An 18,462-nucleotide genomic window follows, 5' to 3' on the forward strand; every position below is an offset into this window, starting at 1 on the left:
GCGCGGCGGGGGAGGGCGCATGGCGCTGCAGCGCGAACGGGTCCCGGCCGGCGCGGCCGCGCTCCTCGCCGTGCTCCTCACGGTGCCGTCGGTGCTCGCGCCGACGTGGCACCTGACGACGCTCGACAGCCAGCGGGGCGTGGTCCTCTTCGACCAGCAGTTCTGGAGCTGGGGCCGCTCGCAGGTCCTCGGTGCCGGTGGCGTGGTGGTGCAGGACCTGTGGGATCCTCTCGGGCTCGTCGTCCTGGTCACGCTCCTCCTGCTCGCGGCGGGGGCTGCCGTCGCCTGGCTGCTGCTTCGGGCGGCGTGGGTCCCGGTCGTCGCGCCGCTCGCGTGGGCGGCCCTGCTCGGGCACCTGGTGACGTCGAGTGCGCAGCGGCACGGCCGTCCGGTTCGCGACGACGTGCACGGGCTGGCGGCCTCCGGCGCCTCCACGGTCGTGGGCTGGCTCGAGTCCACTGCAGCGCTCGTGGGGGTCGTGGCGGTCGCGCTCGTCGTCCTGTCGCTGACCGGCGTACGTATGCCGTCCGCCTGGGTCGCGCGGGTCCGCGCACTCGGGAGGCCGGACGACGCCGACGGCCCGGTGAGGGTCGCGGCGCCGGGGGCCCGGTCGGGCGCACGCGCGGCGGCGTCGGCGTCGTGGCGCTCGGTCGACCTGCCGGTTGCGGCGCCGCGTGAAGCGGCTGAGGAGCAGTCGGTGCCCGAGCCCGGGGCCGAGCAGCCGGCGCCCGGGCCGGTTGCGGATGGTGCTGTCTCGGACGGCGCGGTCGGCGGTCGGGAGGCGCTGCTGGTGCGACGTGCCGGGGCGACGCTCGGAGCCGTGGGGGTGCTGCTCGCGGCGACCACCGCGGTCTGGCCGACGACGGTCGTGGCGGTGCGCGCCCCCGAGGTCGGGGACTTCACCAAGGGCTACGAGCAGCGCATCTGGTCCTGGGGACGGCAGGTGGTCTACTCCTCCGACGGCGTGCTGCTCGACGCGTACGGCGGCCCGAACCCCGTGGCTCGGCTCGTGCTGCTCGTCGCCGTGCTCGCCTGCGCGGCGGCGGGGCTGGCGTGGTGGCTGCGAAGGCCGGGGCGTCTCGGGGAGCTGACGGCGGCTGCCGGGCTCGCGTTGGCTCTCGCGACGGTGGGTGGCTCGCTCGTCGAGCGCCTGTCGTTCGACGAGCGGTCGATCGGCCTGCAACCCGGGCTGGTGCGTTGGACGACCCCCACGGGCCGGCTCGAGGTCGCCGCGGTCGTCGTCCTCGCGCTGGCCCTCGTGCTCGTGGCCGCGACGGTGCTGCCCGGACCGGCCGGCGCGCTCGCCGGCCGCCTGTCCGCCGCCTCGACCCGGCTGGCCGGGCCGAGACGGAGCAGGTCGTCGGCCGGGGTGCTCACGCCCGGTCCCAGCGGCGTCACCGAGCGGCCGACGACCCAGCGTGCCGCGAGGCTGCGGGATGCCACGCCGACGGGCACGACGCGTACGACCTCGGTCGGGTTCAGCGACGACGACGACGAGGGGCGGGGCCGGGGCTGAGCGTGGCCGTGCAGCCTCAAGGTTTCGGGGCGGCACGGCTGGCGCAACCCCGCGGAGCGCCGCGCCACCCGCGTAGGGGCCACGCGACCGCGAACGGCTCCTGTGGTGGGCGGAACGGCCTAGGGTCTGGCCATGGAGACGAGCCTCGGGCTGCGCGCCGGTTCTTCCGGCGCCCACGACGCCGGGCAGCGTGCCTGACGTGCGGCGCCTGGTGGCACCGCTGCTCGCCGCCGGGGCGGTGCTCGTCGTCGCGGCCCTGGTCTGGCCCACCCAGCGGATGGAGCTGGCCACTCAGCAGGGGACCGTCCCGCTGCTCGAGGTCTGGCTGTGGGGCCGGGTCCGGTCGCTCAGCGCGCAGTCGTCCACCGACCTCGCCGGCTCCTTCGGGACGCTCGCGGTGCTCGGCTTCTCCGCCGTGCTCGCGCTGGTCGCAGCGGGCCTCTGGCTGTGGGCCGTCCGGCGTCGCCGGACGAGGCGCCGTCCGGGAACCGTCGCGGCGGGGGCCGTCGGTGCGGCGCTGGCCGTGGCCGCGGTGGGGCTCACCATCATGACCGCGGGCCTCGGTTTCGGCTGGTACGCGCCCGGCGTGCCGACCGTCACGCGCACCGCCGTGGCCGTCTTCCCGCAGGTCGCCGTCGGCCTGTGGTTCGTGGCGCTCGTCCTCATGCTGGCGCTGCTCCTGCGCGGCCGTGGCGGCCCCGATGCGGCGCCGGACGGCTCGCCGAACGGCTCGCCGAACGGCTCGCCGGGCGGCGACTGACCTTCCCGTCCTGTCTCGGACCTCCGGGACGGTCCCGGATCGGCCTCGCACCGGCCTCGGACCGGCCTCGGACCGGCCGCGCACCGGCCGCGGCTGTCGGGGGCCCGTCCTATCGTCGGGGCATGCTCACCGCCGTCGCCGTGTCCGGCTACCGCTCGCTGCGCGACGTCGTGGTGCCGCTGCACGGGCTCGACGTCGTGACCGGCGCCAACGGCAGCGGCAAGTCCAGCCTCTACCGGTCGCTGCGGTTGCTCGCCGGGTGCGGGCGCGGTGACGTCGTGGGCACGCTGGCGCGCGAGGGCGGCCTCGAGTCCGCCCTCTGGGCCGGGCCGGCGACCTTGGGTGGGGCCCGTGCGCGGGGCCACGCCGTGCAGGGCACCCGGCGCAAGGGGCCGATCAGCCTGCAGCTGGGCTTCGCGTCCGACGAGTTCGGCTACCTCGTCGACCTCGGCCTGCCGCAGCAGTCGTCGGGCATGGACGCCGGCTCGCCCTCGGCCTTCCTGCGCGACCCCGAGATCAAGCGCGAGGTCGTGTGGTCGGGCCCGGTGATGCGACCGGGCTCGGTGCTCGTGCGCCGGCGCTGGAACGTCGTCGAGACCCGGTCGGGTCTCGATGCGGACGATGCCTGGGACGCCGGCTGGGGCGACGAGGGCGGTGCCGACGGCGCCGAGTGGGAGTCCGACCCCGTCGAGGAGTCGGGCCCGGGCCGCGGGGGACGCCGCGCCGCCTACCGCGACGACGGGGGACCGGGGGGCGCTGCCGGGTCGTCGGGCAGCTCCTCGGCCCGCGGCCGGGGTGCCACGCCCGGGTGGACGCAGCTGACCCGGTCCCTCTCCCCGTGGGAGAGCATGCTCACCGAGCTGGCCGACCCCGAACGGGCGCCCGAGCTGCTCCGGGTCCGGCGGATGATCCGGGGCTGGCGGTTCTACGACGGGTTCCGGGCCGACGCGGGCGCCCCGGCACGCACCCCGCAGGTCGGCACCCGCACCCCTGTCCTCGCCGACGACGGCCGCGACCTCGCCGCGGCCCTGCAGACCATCCGCGAGAACGGCCGCTCCGAGCTCGACCGCGCCGTGGCCGACGCCTTCGACGGGGCGATCCTCGACGTGACGGTCGAGGGCGGCCGCTTCGACGTCGCCCTGCACCAGCCGGGCATGCTCCGACCGCTGAGCAGCGCCGAGCTGTCCGACGGCACCCTGCGCTACCTGCTCCTCGTCGCGGCGCTGCTGACCACCGACCCGCCGCCGCTCATGGTCCTCAACGAGCCCGAGACCTCGCTGCACCCCGACCTGCTCGCGCCGCTGGCCCGGCTCGTCCGCGCGGCGGCGGAGCGCAGCCAGATCCTGCTCGTCTCCCACTCCGGGGCCCTGGTGCGCGAGCTCGGCGTCGCGGCCGGCGACGGGGACGCCGACGACGATGACGACGCCCCGGTCGGTCTCGGCTCATCGGCCCGCGGCATCACGCTCGTCAAGGACCTCGGCGAGACGGTGGTGCAGGGCCAGGGCCTGCTCACCACCCCGCCGTGGAACTGGGGCACCCGCCGCTGACCCCGCCGCTAACGCCGCCGCTGACGCCGCCGCTGACGCCGCCGTGGGTGCGGACCCGACGACACGGCATACGCCATCGGCACACCTCGCTGGGGGGGCCGGGACCCGGGAATCGGCACCTCACCTGCGGCGTCGTCCCGCATTGTGAGATTTGCAGGGCTCTCCGGTAAGTTCCGGGTCGAGGACCAAGCACGTGTCCGTCGTCACGAACGGCGGCCCTGCGCCCCCAGAAGCCGACGAGCGGGTGACCCCCGTCCGCGGGCCGAACGAGAAGGCCGGTCTCACCGGCGAAGGAGCCCCACGTGAGCGACAAGGTTGTCGCCGAGCTGCACCAGCCGACCCCCGCGGTCGGTGACGGCGGCCCGGACATGATCCAGCTGCTGACCCCGGAAGGGCAGCGCGTGTCCCACCCCGACTACGACAAGTACGTCGCGGACCTGACGCCCGAGGACCTGCGGAGCTTCTACCGCGATCTCGTCCTCATCCGCCGGCTCGACGCCGAGGGCTACGCCCTGCAGCGCCAGGGCGAGCTCGGCCTGTGGCCGAGCCTGCTCGGCCAGGAGGCCGCCCAGGTCGGCTCCGGCCGCGCGCTCAAGCCGCACGACTTCGTCTTCCCGACCTACCGCGAGCACGGCGTGGGCTTCGTCCGCGGTATGGACCCGCAGAGCTCGCTGCAGCTCTTCCGTGGCGTCAGCCAGGGCGGGTGGGACCCGAAGGAGAACAACTTCCACCTCTACACGATCGTCATCGGGGCCCAGGCGCTGCACGCCACCGGCTACGCGATGGGCGTGCGGATGGACGGCAACGTCGGCACCGGCGACCCCGAGCGCGACACCGCGGTCATCTGCTACTTCGGCGACGGCGCGTCCTCGCAGGGTGACGTCAACGAGGCGTTCGTCTACGCGGCGAGCTTCGACGCCCCGGTCGTCTTCTTCTGCCAGAACAACCAGTGGGCCATCTCCGAGCCTGTCGAGAAGCAGACCCGTATCCCGCTCTTCCAGCGCGCCGCGGGCTTCGGCTTCCCGGGCGTGCGCGTCGACGGCAACGACATCCTCGCGACGTATGCCGTGACGCAGCACTGCCTCGACGAGGCCCGCAACGGCAACGGCCCGCTGCTCGTCGAGGCCTACACCTACCGCATGGGTGCCCACACCACCGCCGACGACCCGACGAAGTACCGCGTGTCGGCCGAGGTCGAGGAGTGGAAGTTCCGCGACCCGATCCTGCGCCTCAAGACCTACCTCGCCCACGAGGGGATGGCCGACGACGCCTTCTTCACGGCCGTCGACGAGGAGGCCGACCGGTTCGCCGCCGAGCTGCGCGAGGGCTGCGTCACCATGGCGACGATGCCCGGCGAGACGATGTGGGACCACATCTACGCCGAGGACCACCCCGTCATGGAGGCGGAGCGTGCCGCCTACCTTGCCTACAAGGCGAGCTTCGAGGAGGCGAACTGATGGCCGCGCAGCTGGAGAAGGTCACGCTCGGCAAGAGCATCACCAACGGCCTGCGCAAGGCCATGGAGGCCGACCCCAAGGTCGTGCTCATCGGTGAGGACATCGGCAAGCTCGGTGGCGTCTTCCGCATCACCGAGGGCCTGCAGAAGGACTTCGGCGAGGACCGCGTCATCGACAGCCCGCTCGCCGAGTCCGGCATCGTCGGCACCGCGGTCGGCATGGCGCTGCGCGGCTACCGGCCCGTCTGCGAGATCCAGTTCGACGGCTTCGTCTACCCGGCCTTCGACCAGATCGTCAGCCAGGTCGCCAAGATGCACGCCCGCTCGCTCGGCACCGTCAAGATCCCGATGGTCATCCGCATCCCGTTCGGCGGCGGCATCGGCAGCCCCGAGCACCACTCCGAGAGCCCCGAGGCGTACTTCGCCCACACGGCGGGCCTGCGCGTCGTCGCGTGCAGCAACCCCGAGGACGCCCACTGGATGATCCAGCAGGCCGTCGCCTGCGACGACCCGGTGATCTTCTTCGAGCCGAAGCGGCGCTACCACGACCGCGCCGAGTACGACACCGCCGCCACGACCGCGCCCCGAGGGCTCTTCGAGGCCAACGTCGTCCGCGAGGGCACCGACGTGACGCTGCTCGGCTACGGCCCGGTCGTCAAGACGATGGTCGAGTCGGCCGCCGCTGCCGAGGCCGAGGGCACGAGCATCGAGGTCATCGACCTGCGCTCGCTCTCGCCGCTGCCGATCGACACCATCGTGAAGTCCGTGCGCAAGACCGGGCGGCTCGTCGTCGTCCACGAGGCGAGCAGCTTCCTCGGCATGGCGTCCGAGATCGCCGCCCAGGTCACCGAGCAGTGCTTCTACGAGCTCGAGGCCCCGGTCATCCGCGTCAACGGCGCCAACATCCCGTACCCGCCGAGCCGGATGGAGGAGGAGTTCCTCCCCGACCTCGACCGGATCCTCGACGGCGTCGACCGCGCACTCGCGTACTGACGAAAGGCGCTGGCACACATGGCAATCAAGACGTTCAACCTGCCCGACCCCGGTGAGGGCCTCGTCGAGGCCGAGATCGTCGAGTGGAAGGTCGCCCCCGGCGACACCGTCAAGGTCAACGACATGGTCCTCGAGATCGAGACGGCCAAGTCGCTCGTCGAGCTGCCCATCCCGTGGGCCGGCACCGTCAAGGAGCTGCTCGTCGAGGTCGGCCAGACCATCGACGTCGGCACCCCGATCATCTCGATCGACGACGGCCTGGGCGGCGACGAGGCTCCGGCGACGCCGTCGATCCCGGGCGAGAAGGCCGCGCCGGCAGAGGGCGCGGCGGGCGGTGGCGCCGGCGAGGCGATCCTCGTCGGCTACGGCGCCAAGGCCGGAGCCACGGCCCGTCGTCCGCGCAAGACGACTGCGGTCCCGGCCGCGGCCGGGGTGGTGAAGACCCCGACCGAGACCGAGCAGATCGCGGCTGCGGCACCCGTCGCGGAGCCGGCAACCCCTGCGGCCCGGGTCGAGTCCCCGGCCCCCGCAGTCCCGGCTGTCTCGGCGGTCTCGGGAGTGGGCGCTGCCGGTGGCCGTCCGAAGGCCAAGCCTCCGGTGCGCAAGCTCGCCAAGGACCTGGGCATCGACCTGGCTGCCGTCACCCCGACGGGGCCCGACGGCATCATCACCCGTGACGACGTCACCGGCCACGCGAGCGGAGCCGTCAACGGGTCCGTGCAGGCAGAGGCGCCGGCCGCCGCTGTCGCCGCACCGGCGGCCCCGCGTATGCCGTTCGGAACGGGTGAGCGCGAGGAGCGCGTCCCGATCAAGGGCGTCCGCAAGATGACGGCCCAGGCGATGGTGGGCTCGGCCTTCACCGCGCCGCACGTCACCGAGTGGGTCACGGTCGACGTCACCAAGACGATGGAGCTCGTCGACCGGCTCAAGGGCAGCCGCGAGTTCAGGGACGTCAAGGTCACGCCGCTGCTGGTCCTCGCCAAGGCGCTCGTCCTCGCCGTCAAGCGCAACCCGGGCATGAACGCCACGTGGGACGAGGCCAACCAGCAGATCGTCCAGAAGAACTACGTCAACCTCGGCATCGCCGCCGCGACCCCGCGTGGCCTGATCGTCCCGAACATCAAGGACGCGCACGCCCTGTCGATGCTCGAGATGGCGCAGGCGATCGGGCAGCTGACGGCGACGGCCCGCGAGGGTCGCACCCAGCCGGCCGAGATGTCCGGCGGCACGATGACGATCACCAACGTCGGCGTCTTCGGCGTCGACAGCGGCACGCCGATCATCAACCCGGGGGAGTCGGCGATCGTGTGCTTCGGCGCGATCCGCAAGCAGCCCTGGGTCCTCACCGACGCCGCCGGCAACGACGAGATCGCGATCCGGCACGTCACGCAGCTCGCGGTCAGCTTCGACCACCGCCTCATCGACGGCGAGCTCGGCTCGAGGTTCCTCAGCGACCTGGCCGCCATCATGGAGGACCCGGCCCAGGCGCTCGTCTGGGGCTGACCCGTCGAAAGGCCACGAACGGCCCACTGACACCAGTCGAAAGGCCAGCTCTCGTCGCGAGGGCTGGCCTTTCGACGTGTCGGGAGCGGCCAGTCGTGGCCTCTCGACGGTGCACGCAGTCGGGGCGGACCCCGCCCCCGGTCAGCGCGAGTAGGCGCGCTTCAGAACGACGTCCAGCGCCCGGTCGGGCAGCAGGCGCCGGGCCGTGACGATGGCGCGGGCGCCCCGGCCCGCGGGGTAGCGGGTCGCGGGGTTCGCGGCCTCCAACGCCTTGAGCACCTTCTCGGCGACGGCCTCGGGGCCGGAGCTCATCCGCGGGGTGTCGATCCGCTCGAACATGACGGCCATCCGGCGCGCGAGGTCCTCGTAGACCGTGCCGACGGAGTGCTCGACCATGTTGTCGCGCGCAATCGTGTTCCACTCCGAGATGATCGGGCCGGGCTCGACGATGACGACGTCGATGCCGAACGGCGCGAGCTCGACGCGCAGGCTGTCGCTGAAGCCCTCGACCGCGAACTTCGTCGCGTGGTACCACGCGCCCAGCGGCTCGTAGATCTTGCCGCCGATGCTCGATATGTTGACGATCCGACCCCGCCGACGGGTGCGCATGTGCGGGCTCACGAGCTGCGTCAGCCGCGCGAGCCCGAAGACGTTGACCTCGAACTGGCGGCGTGCCTCGTCGATCGGCACGTGCTCGACCGGACCGTAGGAGCCGTAGCCGGCGTTGTTGACCAGGGCGTCGATCTGCCCCTGCTCGGTGATGATCCGGTCGATGCCGGCCACCATCGAGGCGTCGTCGGTGACGTCCATGGCGAACGTGATGACCCCGCGCGCCTCGAGCGCGGCCATCCGCTCGACCCGGCGGGCGACGGCATACACCGTCCACCCGGACTCGACGAGGTGCAGGGCGATGGACTCACCGATGCCGGACGACGCGCCGGTGACGAGGGCAACCTTGGTCATGCCGTCACCGTATGCGGCCACGCCCGTCTCGCAAGCCCCGCTCCTCCCAGCCCTCCCGCCGCCACCCCCTCAACCGTCGAGAGGCCACGTGTGGCCGCCTACCGAACGTCGAAAGGCCACGTGTGGCCGCCCGCCGAACGCCAAGAGACCACTTCTCGGTGTCAGAAGTGGCCTCTCGACCATTGCGAGGCGGCCGTTCGTGGCCTTTCGACGGTGTCAAGGCGGCCGTTCGTGGCCTTTCGACGGTGTCAAGGCGGCCAGACGTGGCCTTTCGACGGTGTCGGCGGGGCGGCGGGTCAGCGCACCGCGGCCTCGGCCTGCTCGGCGAGCCGCGCCTTCTGACGGTCCACGAGGTAGGCGGCCGTCAGGTCGTCCCCGACGCTCGAGAGCAGCCGGATGTCGACGGCCTCGTGGCGCTGGGCGATGGTCGGCTCGACCGTGGTCAGCACCGTCCGGGCGTCGCGCTCGGCCACGGCGGTGGCCAGCTCGCGCTTGAGCGCCTCGTCGAGGACTCCGCCCTCGGCCCTGGCCCGGGCCGCGACCTCCACCGCGAACCGCTCGGTCTCGGCCGCCAGGGCCGGGTCCTCGGTCGTCAGCATCCGGGAGGTCCGGTGCAGCAGGGCCGCGCCGGCGTCGAGGTCACCGTCGCCCAGCCGGGCGACGGCGCGGGTCAGCAGCGGGCGGTCGCCGCGCAGCGCCGAGTCGGCGAGCAGGCCCAGGCGCAGGCCGAGCAGGCGCTCGTGGGTACGCGTGTTGCCGGCCTCGCGGCCCAGCGGCACCTTGAGCTCCTCGTCGGACGACTGCGAGAGCGTGTCGAGCAGCTCGGCCCCGGCCTCGTCGGCGGTGTGGACGGTGTCGCGCAGCGGCACCTCCTTGATGAAGAGGGTGACGACCAGCGCGAGCACGAACGGCACGAGGCCCCAGACGAACACGGTGTGCAGCGAGTCGGCGAGCCCCTGCTGGACGCCGCTGGCGATCTGCGGCGGCAGCTTCGCCAGGGCCGCGGGGTCCAGGACCGAGCCGGCGCTGATCTCCTGGCCGGAGGACTGCATCTGCTTGACCACCGACACCGGCAGGTGCGAGGCGATGTTCCCGGCGAGACCGCTCGTCATGATGGTGCCGAACACGGCCGTGCCCACGGTCGAGCCGACGTTGCGGAAGAACTGCGTCGACGCGGTGGCCACGCCGAGGTCCTTGCGCTGGGCCGAGTTCTGGATGATCAGGGTGAAGACCTGCAGCGCCATGCCGAGGCCCACGCCGAAGACGATCATCGACAGGGTCAGCTCGGCCTGGCTCGAGCCGTAGTGCAGCTGGGTGAGCAGCCAGAAGCCGACGCCCATGAGGAGGATGCCCGCGATGGTCTGCAGCTTGTAGCGGCCGGTCTTGGTGATGACGAGGCCGGCGACGATCGACAGGCCGATCATGGCCACCGACATCGGCATGAGGATCAGGCCCGAGTTGGTGGCCGAGGCCCCGAGCACGCCCTGCGCGTAGACGGGCAGGTAGATCATCGCGCCGAACATCATGACCGAGACCATGAAGGCCGCGATGTTGCTCAGGGTGAACAGCGAGCTCCTGAAGAGGCGCAGCGGCAGCACCGGCTCGACGGCCCGGCGCTCGATGGCGATGAAGGCGCCGAGCGCGACGATGCCCGCGGCATACATCCCGATGATGGCGGGGGAGCCCCAGTCGAGGGTCGTGCCGCCGAGCGAGGTGGGCACGAGCAGCAGGATGAGCGTCAGCGAGAGCACGCCGATGCCGGCCTTGTCGACGACGGTCTCGCGCGGGTTGTGCTCGAGGTGCAGGAAGCGGCTGATCCCGAAGAAGGCGAAGACGCCGACCGGCAGCGTGATGAAGAAGAGGTAGCGCCAGCCCCAGTTGTCGGTGACGAAGCCGCCGACGAGCGGGCCGAGGATCGAGGAGAGGCCGAAGACGCCACCCATGAGGCCCTGGTACTTGCCGCGCTGACGCGGCGGGATGATGTCGCCGATGATCGTCTGCGACAGCGGCATCAGGGTGCCCATGCCGGCGCCCTGGATGGCGCGGGCCCCGATCAGCCACCAGAAGTTCTGCGCGAAGCCCGACAGGATCGAGCCGGCCATGAAGACCACGAGGCCGCCGAGGTAGAACCCGCGCCGGCCGTAGAGGTCGCTCATCTTGCCGACGATCGGCACGGTGATCGCGCTGACGAGCATGGCGGCGGTGGCGAGCCACGAGTAGTGGTCGATGCCGCCGAGCTCGGCGACGATGCGCGGCATGGCCGGCCCCACGATCGTCTGGCTGATCGAGGCGACGAGCATGCCGAGCATGAGCGCGATGAAGATGTTGCGGGTCGAGGCGTCGAGGCCGGGCTTGGCGGCTGGACGGTCGACCCCGGCGGTGGCGGGGACGCGCAGGGATGACTGGGGCATGTCGAGCAGGGTACGCCGATTGTGCAGTCACTGCAAAATTGCAGCGACTGCACTTGGGTGTGGCACCATGGAGGCATGAGCACGGACCTGCTGCCCGACGAGGCGTGCGGCCTGCGTGAGCGCAAGAAGCGCGAGACCCGCCGCGCGCTCAACCTCGCCGCCCTCGACCTCGTCGAGGAGAAGGGCTTCGCCGCCGTCACCACCGAGGAGATCGCGGCCCGCGCGGGCGTCAGCGCCCGCACCTTCTTCAACTACTTCCCCTCCAAGGAGGCGGCCGTCATCGGCACCTCCGGCGAGGAGCTCGAGTCGTATGCCGCCGCGGTCGAGGAGGACGTCCCCGGCGAGTCGCCGCTCGAGTCCCTCCACCGCATCATCGCCGGGATGCTCGCGCCCGCGTCGGTCGACCCGGAGGTGCGGGCCAAGCGGCGCCGCATCCTGCTCGGCGAGCCGTCGCTGGCGCCGGCCCTCGTCGGCAACAACATCCGCATCGAGAACGCCCTGACGGCCGCGCTCGAGCGCCGGCTCGGCGTCGAGCCGGGTGCCTCGCTCGAGCCGCGGCTCACGGTCGCCCTCGCCATCGCCGCCGTGCGCGCCTGCATCGAGCACCAGCAGAACGGCGGCGCCGGGCAGCTGGAGCGCAACATCGACGCCGCCTTCGAGCGCGTCGCGACCGGCCTTCGCTGACGGCTGGCCCCGCCCGCCGCCCCGACCGCCGCCCCGACCGCCGCCCCGGTCGTCAGCGCTGACTATCAGGTCCGCAGCGCGGCCCCCGCGTGCGCGATGCAGGTGCGAGCGGCCGGCCTCGCGCGCAGCCGCCCGTCGGGGATCTCCTCGCCGCACACCTCGCACCTGCCGTAGGTGCCCTCCTCGATCCGCGACAGGGCCGCGTCGATCTCGGCCAGGTGCTGCTCCGCCTGCGTGATGAGGGCGGCGATCTGGGTGCGTTCGTACGCGATGGTCGAGCCCTCGGGGTCGTGCTCGTCGTCCCCGATGTTGGCCTCAGACGCCTCGACGACCTCGGCGAACTCGCGGCGCAGGCCGGCGATCCGCTCCACCTCGTTGGCCCGGTCCGACGCCAGCTCCGCCGCCAGTGCGGTCGTTCTCGTACTCATGTCGCCATCGTCCTCCGATCGCGCGGTTTCGGCGGGGACTCGTGCCACAACCCACCCCGTACCGGGCGTGACGTCGGCCTCACCGACCCGGGCCGCGGCTCGGGCAGGATGGGGCCATGAGCGACCCCAGCGGAGTGGTCTTCCCACTCGATCCGACGTCCGGACGCCGCAGCACGACCGCCACCGGGCGTGCCGTCGTCGCCGACGCGCTTCGCGGGGTCGACCGGGTGGGTGCCGCCTCCGCCGAGCGCGAGACCAACTGGCGCCAGGGCTACCTGCCGCACTTCCGCCGGCTCGTCGAGGCGGGGCTGACCTCGCCCGGGGCGGCGCACGACATCGCCCGGCGCGGTCTGGTCTCGCTGCACGAGCGGATGTGCTGGACCGGGAGCGATGGGGACCGGCCCCTCGCCGAGGCGTTCGCCGTCCGCGAGGAGCCCACCGACCGCGGGGAGCCCGCGGAGCCGCTCGGCTCGGAGACCGTCCGCGGCGAGGGGACGCCCGACCGGGTCCTGTCGGTGCCGTATGCCGGTGAGCGCCTCTCCGGGGACGACCTCCGCCGCCGCCTCGACCTCTGGGTGCAGGCCGGCGTCGTCGAGCCGACGTGCGCCGAGGCCGTCGGCCGGGTCGTCGACAACCCCGACTGGCTCGACCTGTCCGACCGCACCGTCGTCGTGCTGGGCGCCGCCGCCGAGATGGGCCCGCTGCGCTCCCTGCTGCGCTGGGGCGCCGACGTCGCGGCGGTCGACCTCCCACGACGCGACCTGTGGGACCGCCTGCTCGGCGAGACCCGGAGGCTCGCCGGGTCTCTCACGGTCCCCGCCCGCCCGGGCACCGACCCGCTTCACGCCCGCGCCGGCGGCGACCTCGTGCACGACCTCGGCGCCGTGACCGAATGGGTCGCGGGCCTCGAGGGGCCGCTCGTCCTCGGCAACTACGTCTACGCCGACGGCGAGACCAACGTCCGGGTGTCCACGGCCGTCGACGCCCTGACCCAGCAGGTCGTGCGGGCGAAGGGCACGGACCACGTCGCCCTTGCCTTCCTCGCCACCCCGACCGACGTCTTCGCCGTGCCCGGCGCGGCCGTCGAGCGCTCCGTCGACAGCTACGCGAACCGGCGCACCTCCAAGGTCCTGCGCGTCCCGCTCCGCACCGTCAGCGGCGGCCGCCTGCTGCGGCGCAACTACGTGCCCGGCCAGGACCCCGGCATCAACGACAGCGTGGTGCTCCAGCAGGGACCCAACTACCTGCTCGCCAAGCGGCTCCAGCGGTGGCGCGCGACGGCATACCGCGCCGACGGCGGGCTCGTGTCGTTCAAGGTCGCGCCGCCCACCCGGACGCGGTCGGTGCTGAAGAACCGGGCGCTCGCGGCCGCGTACGCCGGCGCGCACCGCTTCGGCGTCGAGGTCTTCGAGCCGGGCACCGCCAACACCCTCATGGCCGCGCTGCTCGTCCACGACCTGCGCACCGGCTCGCCGGCGCTGCCCGCCCCGTGGCAGGACGAGGCGTATGCCGCCGCGCACGGAGGGCTGTGGACGGCCGCCTACGACCCGCGCAGCGCCCTCGGGATCGCTGCACTGCTGGGGCTCGGCTCCGCCCGCTGACGACGGATGCGGACCGTCGCGAGCCGCCCCTATTTGCACGGCAGTTGGACGGGAGCTCCGCGAGGATCGATGCTGTCCTCCATGGGTGAGCGAGTGGCGCAGGAGCCGCGCGTCGACCGCCGGCCGCCGGAGCGCGGCCTCGGCGGCCCGCGCGTCGGCCCGCGCACGCTCGTCCCGGCGCTGCTGGCCGCGATCGCCTACGTCGACCCCGGCAACTTCGGCGTCAACATCACCTCCGGCTCCGAGCACGGCTACACGCTGGTGTGGGTCGTGGTGTTCGCGAGCTGCTCGGCGATGGTCATCCAGTACCTCGCCGCCAAGCTCGGCATGGCCACGGGCAAGAGCCTCGCCGAGCACAGCTCCGAGCGCTTCCCCGGCGTCGGGCGCCTGCTGCTGTGGGCCCAGGCCGAGCTCGTCGTCGTCATGACCGACCTCGCCGAGATCGTCGGCGGCGCGATCGCGCTGCGACTGCTCTTCGGGATGCCCATCGTGGCCGGGGCGGTCTGCGTGACGGCCTTCAGCCTCGTCGTGCTCGCGCTGAGGTTCCGCGGGCGCAGCCAGTTCGAGTCGGTCGTGCTCGTGCTGCTCGTCGTCGTCCTCGCCTCGCTGGCCTGGCAGGTGGGCGTCGCCGACGTCGACAGCGCGGCCCTGCTGCGCTCACTCCTGCCGAGCCCTCTCGACTCCTCGGCCGCGCTGCTGGCCGTCGGCATCGTCGGGGCGACGGTCATGCCGCACGCGCTGCACTTCCACTCCGCGGCCTCCCGCGGCCACGACGGCACCGCCGGTGCCGGCCCCGCGGCCGACGACGGGGCGCGCCAGCGGCAGCGGCTGCTCGCCGGGCGCCGCACCGTCCGCAGCGTCGTCATCGCGATGACCGTCGCCGGCGTCGCCAACGTCAGCCTCGTCGTCTTCTCCGCCGCCCTGCCGCCGGGCGCCGGCGCCAGCATCGAGAGCGCGTATGCCGCCCTGACCGCCCACGCGGGCCAGCTCGCCGCGACGATGCTCGCGGTCGCGCTGCTGGCCTCGGGCCTGGCGTCCACCCTGGTCGGTGTCCAGACCGGCGACGTCGTCATGCAGGGCTTCGGCCGCCGGCCCATCGCGCCGCTGCTGCGCCGGCTGCTGGCCGTCGTGCCGGCCCTGCTCCTGCTCTGGCTCGGCATCGAGCCGACCGACGCGCTGGTCTGGAGCCAGGTGGTCCTCTCGTTCGCCCTGCCCGGCACCCTCGTGCCGCTGCTGCTCTTCACCCGCGACCGCGGCGTCATGGGAGCCCTCGTCAACCACCGTGTGACCACGGCCGCCGCGGCCCTCATCACCGCGGTCATCGTGGGGCTCTGCGCCTACCTGGTGGCCACCGGCCTCTGAGCGCCGGCCGGACGGCATACGCCCTCGCGCCCCCGTCAGGAGCGTGTGGGAGAGTGGCGCACGAACCGCTGCGACGTCGCACGAGGAAGGTGGGCATGTCGGCTCGACTCGTCCCCCCGGGAGCCAGGGAGCTGCCCGCGCTGACCGAGCTGCGCCACGAGGTGCGCGCGTTCCTGGCCGAGCAGGTCGAGGCGGGTGCCTTCGTCCCGCACGTCGACACCTGGCTGACGCGGTGGGACCGCGACTTCACCCGCGAGCTCGGGAGGCGCGGCTGGCTCGGCATGGTCGTCCCCACCGATTACGGCGGCCAGGGACGCACCTACCTCGAGCGGTTCGTCATCACCGAGGAGCTGCTCGTCGTCGGCGCACCGGTGGCCGCGCACTGGATCGCCGAGCGCCAGATCGGGCCCTCGCTGCTGCGCTACGGCACCGAGGAGCAGAAGCAGGCGTTCCTGCCCGGCATCAGCCGCGGCGAGATCGTCTTCGGCATCGGCATGAGCGAGCCCGACTCGGGATCCGACCTCGCCAGCGTGCGCACCCGCGCCGAACGCGTCGAGGGCGGCTGGCGACTCACCGGCACGAAGGTGTGGACCTCCGGCGCCCACGAGGCCGATGCGTTCTTCGCGCTCGCCCGCTCGGCGCCGCTCGACCCGGCCCACCGGCACGAGGGCCTGAGCCAGTTCATCGTCGACCTGCGCGCGCCCGGGGTCACGATCCGGCCGATCATCTCGATGGGCGGCGACCACCACTTCAACGAGGTGCACCTCGACGGCGTCCTCATCCCCGACGACCGTGTCTTGGGCGAGGTGGGACAGGGCTGGGCGCAGGTCACCTCCGAGCTCGCCTACGAGCGCAGCGGCCCCGAGCGGGTGCTGTCGACGTTCCAGCTGCTGGCGGCGGCCGCGCAGGCGATGGACGACGGGCGCCTGCCCACCGACCCCGGGCTCGGGCGCCACGTCGCGCGCGTCGCCGCCCTGCACCACATGTCGTTCGCGGTCTCCACTGCGCTCGAGGCCCACCAGGACGCCGACACCGCGGCCGCCGTCGTCAAGGTGCTCGGCACCACCGAGGAGGGCGACATCGCCGACTACGTCGACACGCTCACCGCCTCGGGCTGGGCCATCCACGACGAGCTCGACACGCTGCTGCACGCCGCGATCCTCCAACGGCCGGGCTTCACGCTGCGCGGTGGCACCAACGAGATCCTGCGCGGCGTCATCGCCCGCGGGCTGGGGATGCGCTGATGACCGACCGCTCCCAGACATCGCAGCCGTCCGAGCCGACCGAGCCGTCCGAGCTCGCCGCCGCCACGACGCCCGACCCCGACCTCGTCGCGGTGCTCGACGATCTCTTCATCGACTACCGCGCGACCCGGGCCACGCCCACCGCCGTCGTCGACCTCGACCGCGACCTGTGGCAGCGGCTCGAGGAGCTCGGCCTGACGCGCCTCACCGGCAGCGAGGCGGCGGGCGGCAGCGGGGGCGGCTGGGTCGACGCCGCAGCGCTGCTCGGTCTCGCCGCTGCCGCGGCCGCGCCCGTGCCCCTCGCGGAGCACGACGTGCTCGGCGGCTGGCTCCTCGAGTCGGCCGGGCTGCCCAACGACGGGGGCATCCGCACCGTATGCCGTCCCGACCCGTCCGGGGTCGCCCTCAACGTCACGTGGGCCCGCGACGCCAGCCGCATCGTGGCCCTGTGGGAGGACCGCGACCAGTGGCGCGTCGCCGACGTGCCGACCTCGCGCGTGGCCGTCGAGGAGCGCCGCAACCTCGCCGGCGAGCCCTGCGACACCGTCGAGTTCGACCTCGACGACCTCGAGGCCGGCACCGTCGTCCCGCACGAGATCGGCGAGCAGTTCCACCTGCGCGGCGCGCTGGCGCGTTGCGCGCAGGTCACCGGTGCGATGGAGCGGATCGTCGAGGTCGTGCTGGCCCACGTGCGGGAGCGGCAGCAGTTCGGCCGCCCGATCGGGCGGTTCCAGGCCGTGCAGCACCTCGTGGCCGACCTCGCCTCCGAGACGGCGCTGGCCCGCACCGCCACCGACGCCGCCGTCGCCCGCGCCGCCGCCTCCGACTGGCACGATCCCGGCATGCTCTTCGCCGTCGGCGTCGCCAAGTCGTGCGTCGGGCACGCCGCCTCGGTCGTCGTCCGTGGCTCCCACCAGGCGCTCGGCGCCATCGGGACCACGCTGGAACACGAGCTGCACACCCTCACCAAGCCGATCCTGGCCCGGCGCAGCGAGTACGGCTCGCTGCAGGACTGGGACGAGACCCTCACCGCGCTGGCCGCCTCGGCCGGCCACGACCGGCTCTGGACGCTCATCACGACCGGCCGCGCCAAACCGGCGAAGGAGACCCACGCATGACCGAGATCCGCTACGAGGTGACCGACGGGGTCGCCGTCGTCACGCTCGATGCGCCCGAGCGCCGAAACGCCCTGTCGGTCGAGATGTCGCGGGAGCTCATCGACGCCGCCCGCACGGCCGAGGCGGACGACGCCGTCGGGGCGGTCGTCGTCACCGGCGGCGCCCACTTCTGCGCCGGGGCGGTGCGCAGTGTCCTGGCCGACACCGGCTGCGACCCGGTCGAGGACGAGGCCTACCGCAACCTCGAGACGGTCTACGCCGCGTTCACCACCATCGGGTCCATCGCCGTGCCCACCGTGGCCGCCGTGCGTGGCGCGGCCGTCGGGGCGGGCCTCAACCTCGCGCTGGCCACCGACCTGCGCATCGTCTCGCGCACGGCCCGGCTGCTGCCCGGCTTCGCCCAGATCGGCATCCACCCGGGTGGCGGCCACTTCACCCTCATCGACCGCGTCGCCGGCCGTGAGGCCGCAGCAGCGCTCGGCCTCTTCGGCGACGAGGTCGACGGGGAGCGGGCGGTCGCGCTCGGACTGGCCTGGGCGGCATACGACGACGGTGACGTCCACGACCGCGCCCTCGAGGTGGCCGGACGGGTCGCGAAGGACCCCGCGCTCGCGCGCCGGATGGTGGCCAGCTTCCGCCGCGAGACGGCCCCCGGCGGCGTCCCGTGGGACGTCGCGGTCGAGCTCGAGCGATCCCCGCAGATGTGGTCGCTGCGGCGCAGGCACGGCGCCTGACTCAACCCGGATCCAGGCCTCGATCCAGGCCTCGATCCAGGCCTCGATCGGGGGCGGAATCGCGAACCCGGCATTTCGTCCGGGTGGGGGGCGGAGTGTAAGGATGGGGAGGTTGCCCGTCCCCGACCGAGAAGGAGCTCCC

15 protein-coding genes are annotated in these 18,462 nt (G+C 73.3%); 12 read left to right on the forward strand and 3 right to left on the reverse strand.

Annotated features, from left to right (window positions below):
* Nucleotides 1-19: 19 nt before the first annotated feature.
* From ABD241_RS17910 to ABD241_RS17935, 6 genes are all read left to right on the forward strand, one after another.
* On the forward strand, nucleotides 20-1,516 hold the full coding sequence (locus ABD241_RS17910) for a hypothetical protein (RefSeq protein WP_344065900.1): 1,497 nt from the start codon (nucleotides 20-22) through the stop codon (nucleotides 1,514-1,516).
* Nucleotides 1,517-1,706: 190 nt separating this feature from the next.
* Nucleotides 1,707-2,276: a hypothetical protein gene (locus ABD241_RS17915; RefSeq protein ID WP_344065903.1), complete on the forward strand. Its 570-nt coding sequence runs from the start codon at nucleotides 1,707-1,709 to the stop codon at nucleotides 2,274-2,276.
* Nucleotides 2,277-2,398: 122 nt separating this feature from the next.
* The gene (locus ABD241_RS17920; protein ID WP_344065906.1) at nucleotides 2,399-3,823 is read left to right on the forward strand and encodes an AAA family ATPase; all 1,425 of its coding nucleotides are present in this window, start codon (nucleotides 2,399-2,401) and stop codon (nucleotides 3,821-3,823) included.
* A 302-nt stretch (nucleotides 3,824-4,125) separates the two neighbouring features.
* Nucleotides 4,126-5,280, forward strand: coding sequence for a pyruvate dehydrogenase (acetyl-transferring) E1 component subunit alpha (gene pdhA / locus ABD241_RS17925; RefSeq protein WP_344065909.1), 1,155 nt, complete (start codon nucleotides 4,126-4,128; stop codon nucleotides 5,278-5,280).
* On the forward strand, nucleotides 5,280-6,272 hold the full coding sequence (locus ABD241_RS17930) for an alpha-ketoacid dehydrogenase subunit beta (RefSeq protein WP_344065912.1): 993 nt from the start codon (nucleotides 5,280-5,282) through the stop codon (nucleotides 6,270-6,272). Before pdhA ends, ABD241_RS17930 begins: the two co-directional genes overlap by 1 nt.
* An 18-nt stretch (nucleotides 6,273-6,290) precedes the next feature.
* Nucleotides 6,291-7,775 carry a dihydrolipoamide acetyltransferase family protein gene (locus ABD241_RS17935; protein WP_344065915.1) on the forward strand — a complete coding sequence of 495 codons (1,485 nt, stop codon included), beginning with the start codon at nucleotides 6,291-6,293 and terminating at the stop codon, nucleotides 7,773-7,775.
* Between the two features lie 141 nt (nucleotides 7,776-7,916).
* Here ABD241_RS17935 and ABD241_RS17940 read toward each other — a convergent pair whose 3' ends face one another.
* Together ABD241_RS17940 and ABD241_RS17945 are read right to left on the reverse strand one after the other, a co-directional pair.
* Nucleotides 7,917-8,738 carry an oxidoreductase gene (locus tag ABD241_RS17940; RefSeq protein WP_344065918.1) on the reverse strand — a complete coding sequence of 274 codons (822 nt, stop codon included), beginning with the start codon at nucleotides 8,736-8,738 and terminating at the stop codon, nucleotides 7,917-7,919.
* Between the two features lie 296 nt (nucleotides 8,739-9,034).
* Nucleotides 9,035-11,149 carry an MDR family MFS transporter gene (locus ABD241_RS17945; protein ID WP_344065921.1) on the reverse strand — a complete coding sequence of 705 codons (2,115 nt, stop codon included), beginning with the start codon at nucleotides 11,147-11,149 and terminating at the stop codon, nucleotides 9,035-9,037.
* Nucleotides 11,150-11,224: 75 nt separating this feature from the next.
* On the opposite strand from ABD241_RS17945, the gene ABD241_RS17950 reads away from it, so the two are divergent.
* Nucleotides 11,225-11,833 carry a TetR family transcriptional regulator gene (locus ABD241_RS17950; RefSeq protein ID WP_142181926.1) on the forward strand — a complete coding sequence of 203 codons (609 nt, stop codon included), beginning with the start codon at nucleotides 11,225-11,227 and terminating at the stop codon, nucleotides 11,831-11,833.
* A 65-nt stretch (nucleotides 11,834-11,898) separates the two neighbouring features.
* Here the strand turns inward: ABD241_RS17950 and ABD241_RS17955 are convergent, their stop codons facing one another.
* Nucleotides 11,899-12,261, reverse strand: a complete 363-nt coding sequence (locus ABD241_RS17955) for a TraR/DksA family transcriptional regulator (RefSeq protein ID WP_344065927.1) — start codon at nucleotides 12,259-12,261, stop codon at nucleotides 11,899-11,901.
* A 116-nt stretch (nucleotides 12,262-12,377) separates the two neighbouring features.
* Between ABD241_RS17955 and ABD241_RS17960 the strand changes: the two genes are divergently transcribed.
* The 5 genes from ABD241_RS17960 (at nucleotide 12,378) to ABD241_RS17980 (ending at nucleotide 18,320) form a co-directional block, all read left to right on the forward strand.
* Nucleotides 12,378-13,862, forward strand: coding sequence for a hypothetical protein (locus ABD241_RS17960; protein WP_344065929.1), 1,485 nt, complete (start codon nucleotides 12,378-12,380; stop codon nucleotides 13,860-13,862).
* Between the two features lie 81 nt (nucleotides 13,863-13,943).
* The gene (locus ABD241_RS17965) at nucleotides 13,944-15,224 is read left to right on the forward strand and encodes an Nramp family divalent metal transporter (protein WP_344065932.1); all 1,281 of its coding nucleotides are present in this window, start codon (nucleotides 13,944-13,946) and stop codon (nucleotides 15,222-15,224) included.
* Nucleotides 15,225-15,319: 95 nt separating this feature from the next.
* Nucleotides 15,320-16,468, forward strand: coding sequence for an acyl-CoA dehydrogenase family protein (locus tag ABD241_RS17970; RefSeq protein ID WP_344065935.1), 1,149 nt, complete (start codon nucleotides 15,320-15,322; stop codon nucleotides 16,466-16,468).
* On the forward strand, nucleotides 16,468-17,586 hold the full coding sequence (locus ABD241_RS17975; RefSeq protein ID WP_344065938.1) for an acyl-CoA dehydrogenase family protein: 1,119 nt from the start codon (nucleotides 16,468-16,470) through the stop codon (nucleotides 17,584-17,586). The genes ABD241_RS17970 and ABD241_RS17975 overlap by 1 nt, the downstream gene beginning before the upstream one ends.
* The gene (locus ABD241_RS17980; protein WP_344065941.1) at nucleotides 17,583-18,320 is read left to right on the forward strand and encodes an enoyl-CoA hydratase-related protein; all 738 of its coding nucleotides are present in this window, start codon (nucleotides 17,583-17,585) and stop codon (nucleotides 18,318-18,320) included. The genes ABD241_RS17975 and ABD241_RS17980 overlap by 4 nt, the downstream gene beginning before the upstream one ends.
* The last annotated feature ends 142 nt before the right edge of the window (nucleotides 18,321-18,462 follow it).

This window comes from Terrabacter lapilli, assembly GCF_039531305.1.
GTDB classification, from domain to species: Bacteria; Actinomycetota; Actinomycetes; order Actinomycetales; family Dermatophilaceae; genus Terrabacter; species Terrabacter lapilli.

Bases quoted from the DNA above. Each gene is read 5' to 3' on its own strand.
- ABD241_RS17910 (WP_344065900.1), top strand. From the start codon at position 20: ATGGCGCTGCAGCGCGAACGGGTCCCGGCCGGCGCGGCCGCGCTCCTC.
- ABD241_RS17920 (WP_344065906.1), top strand. From the start codon at position 2,399: ATGCTCACCGCCGTCGCCGTGTCCGGCTACCGCTCGCTGCGCGACGTC.
- ABD241_RS17930 (WP_344065912.1), top strand. From the start codon at position 5,280: ATGGCCGCGCAGCTGGAGAAGGTCACGCTCGGCAAGAGCATCACCAAC.
- ABD241_RS17935 (WP_344065915.1), top strand. From the start codon at position 6,291: ATGGCAATCAAGACGTTCAACCTGCCCGACCCCGGTGAGGGCCTCGTC.
- ABD241_RS17940 (WP_344065918.1), bottom strand. From the start codon at position 8,738: ATGACCAAGGTTGCCCTCGTCACCGGCGCGTCGTCCGGCATCGGTGAG.
- ABD241_RS17945 (WP_344065921.1), bottom strand. From the start codon at position 11,149: ATGCCCCAGTCATCCCTGCGCGTCCCCGCCACCGCCGGGGTCGACCGT.
- ABD241_RS17950 (WP_142181926.1), top strand. From the start codon at position 11,225: ATGAGCACGGACCTGCTGCCCGACGAGGCGTGCGGCCTGCGTGAGCGC.
- ABD241_RS17955 (WP_344065927.1), bottom strand. From the start codon at position 12,261: ATGAGTACGAGAACGACCGCACTGGCGGCGGAGCTGGCGTCGGACCGG.
- ABD241_RS17960 (WP_344065929.1), top strand. From the start codon at position 12,378: ATGAGCGACCCCAGCGGAGTGGTCTTCCCACTCGATCCGACGTCCGGA.
- ABD241_RS17965 (WP_344065932.1), top strand. From the start codon at position 13,944: ATGGGTGAGCGAGTGGCGCAGGAGCCGCGCGTCGACCGCCGGCCGCCG.
- ABD241_RS17970 (WP_344065935.1), top strand. From the start codon at position 15,320: ATGTCGGCTCGACTCGTCCCCCCGGGAGCCAGGGAGCTGCCCGCGCTG.
- ABD241_RS17975 (WP_344065938.1), top strand. From the start codon at position 16,468: ATGACCGACCGCTCCCAGACATCGCAGCCGTCCGAGCCGACCGAGCCG.
- ABD241_RS17980 (WP_344065941.1), top strand. From the start codon at position 17,583: ATGACCGAGATCCGCTACGAGGTGACCGACGGGGTCGCCGTCGTCACG.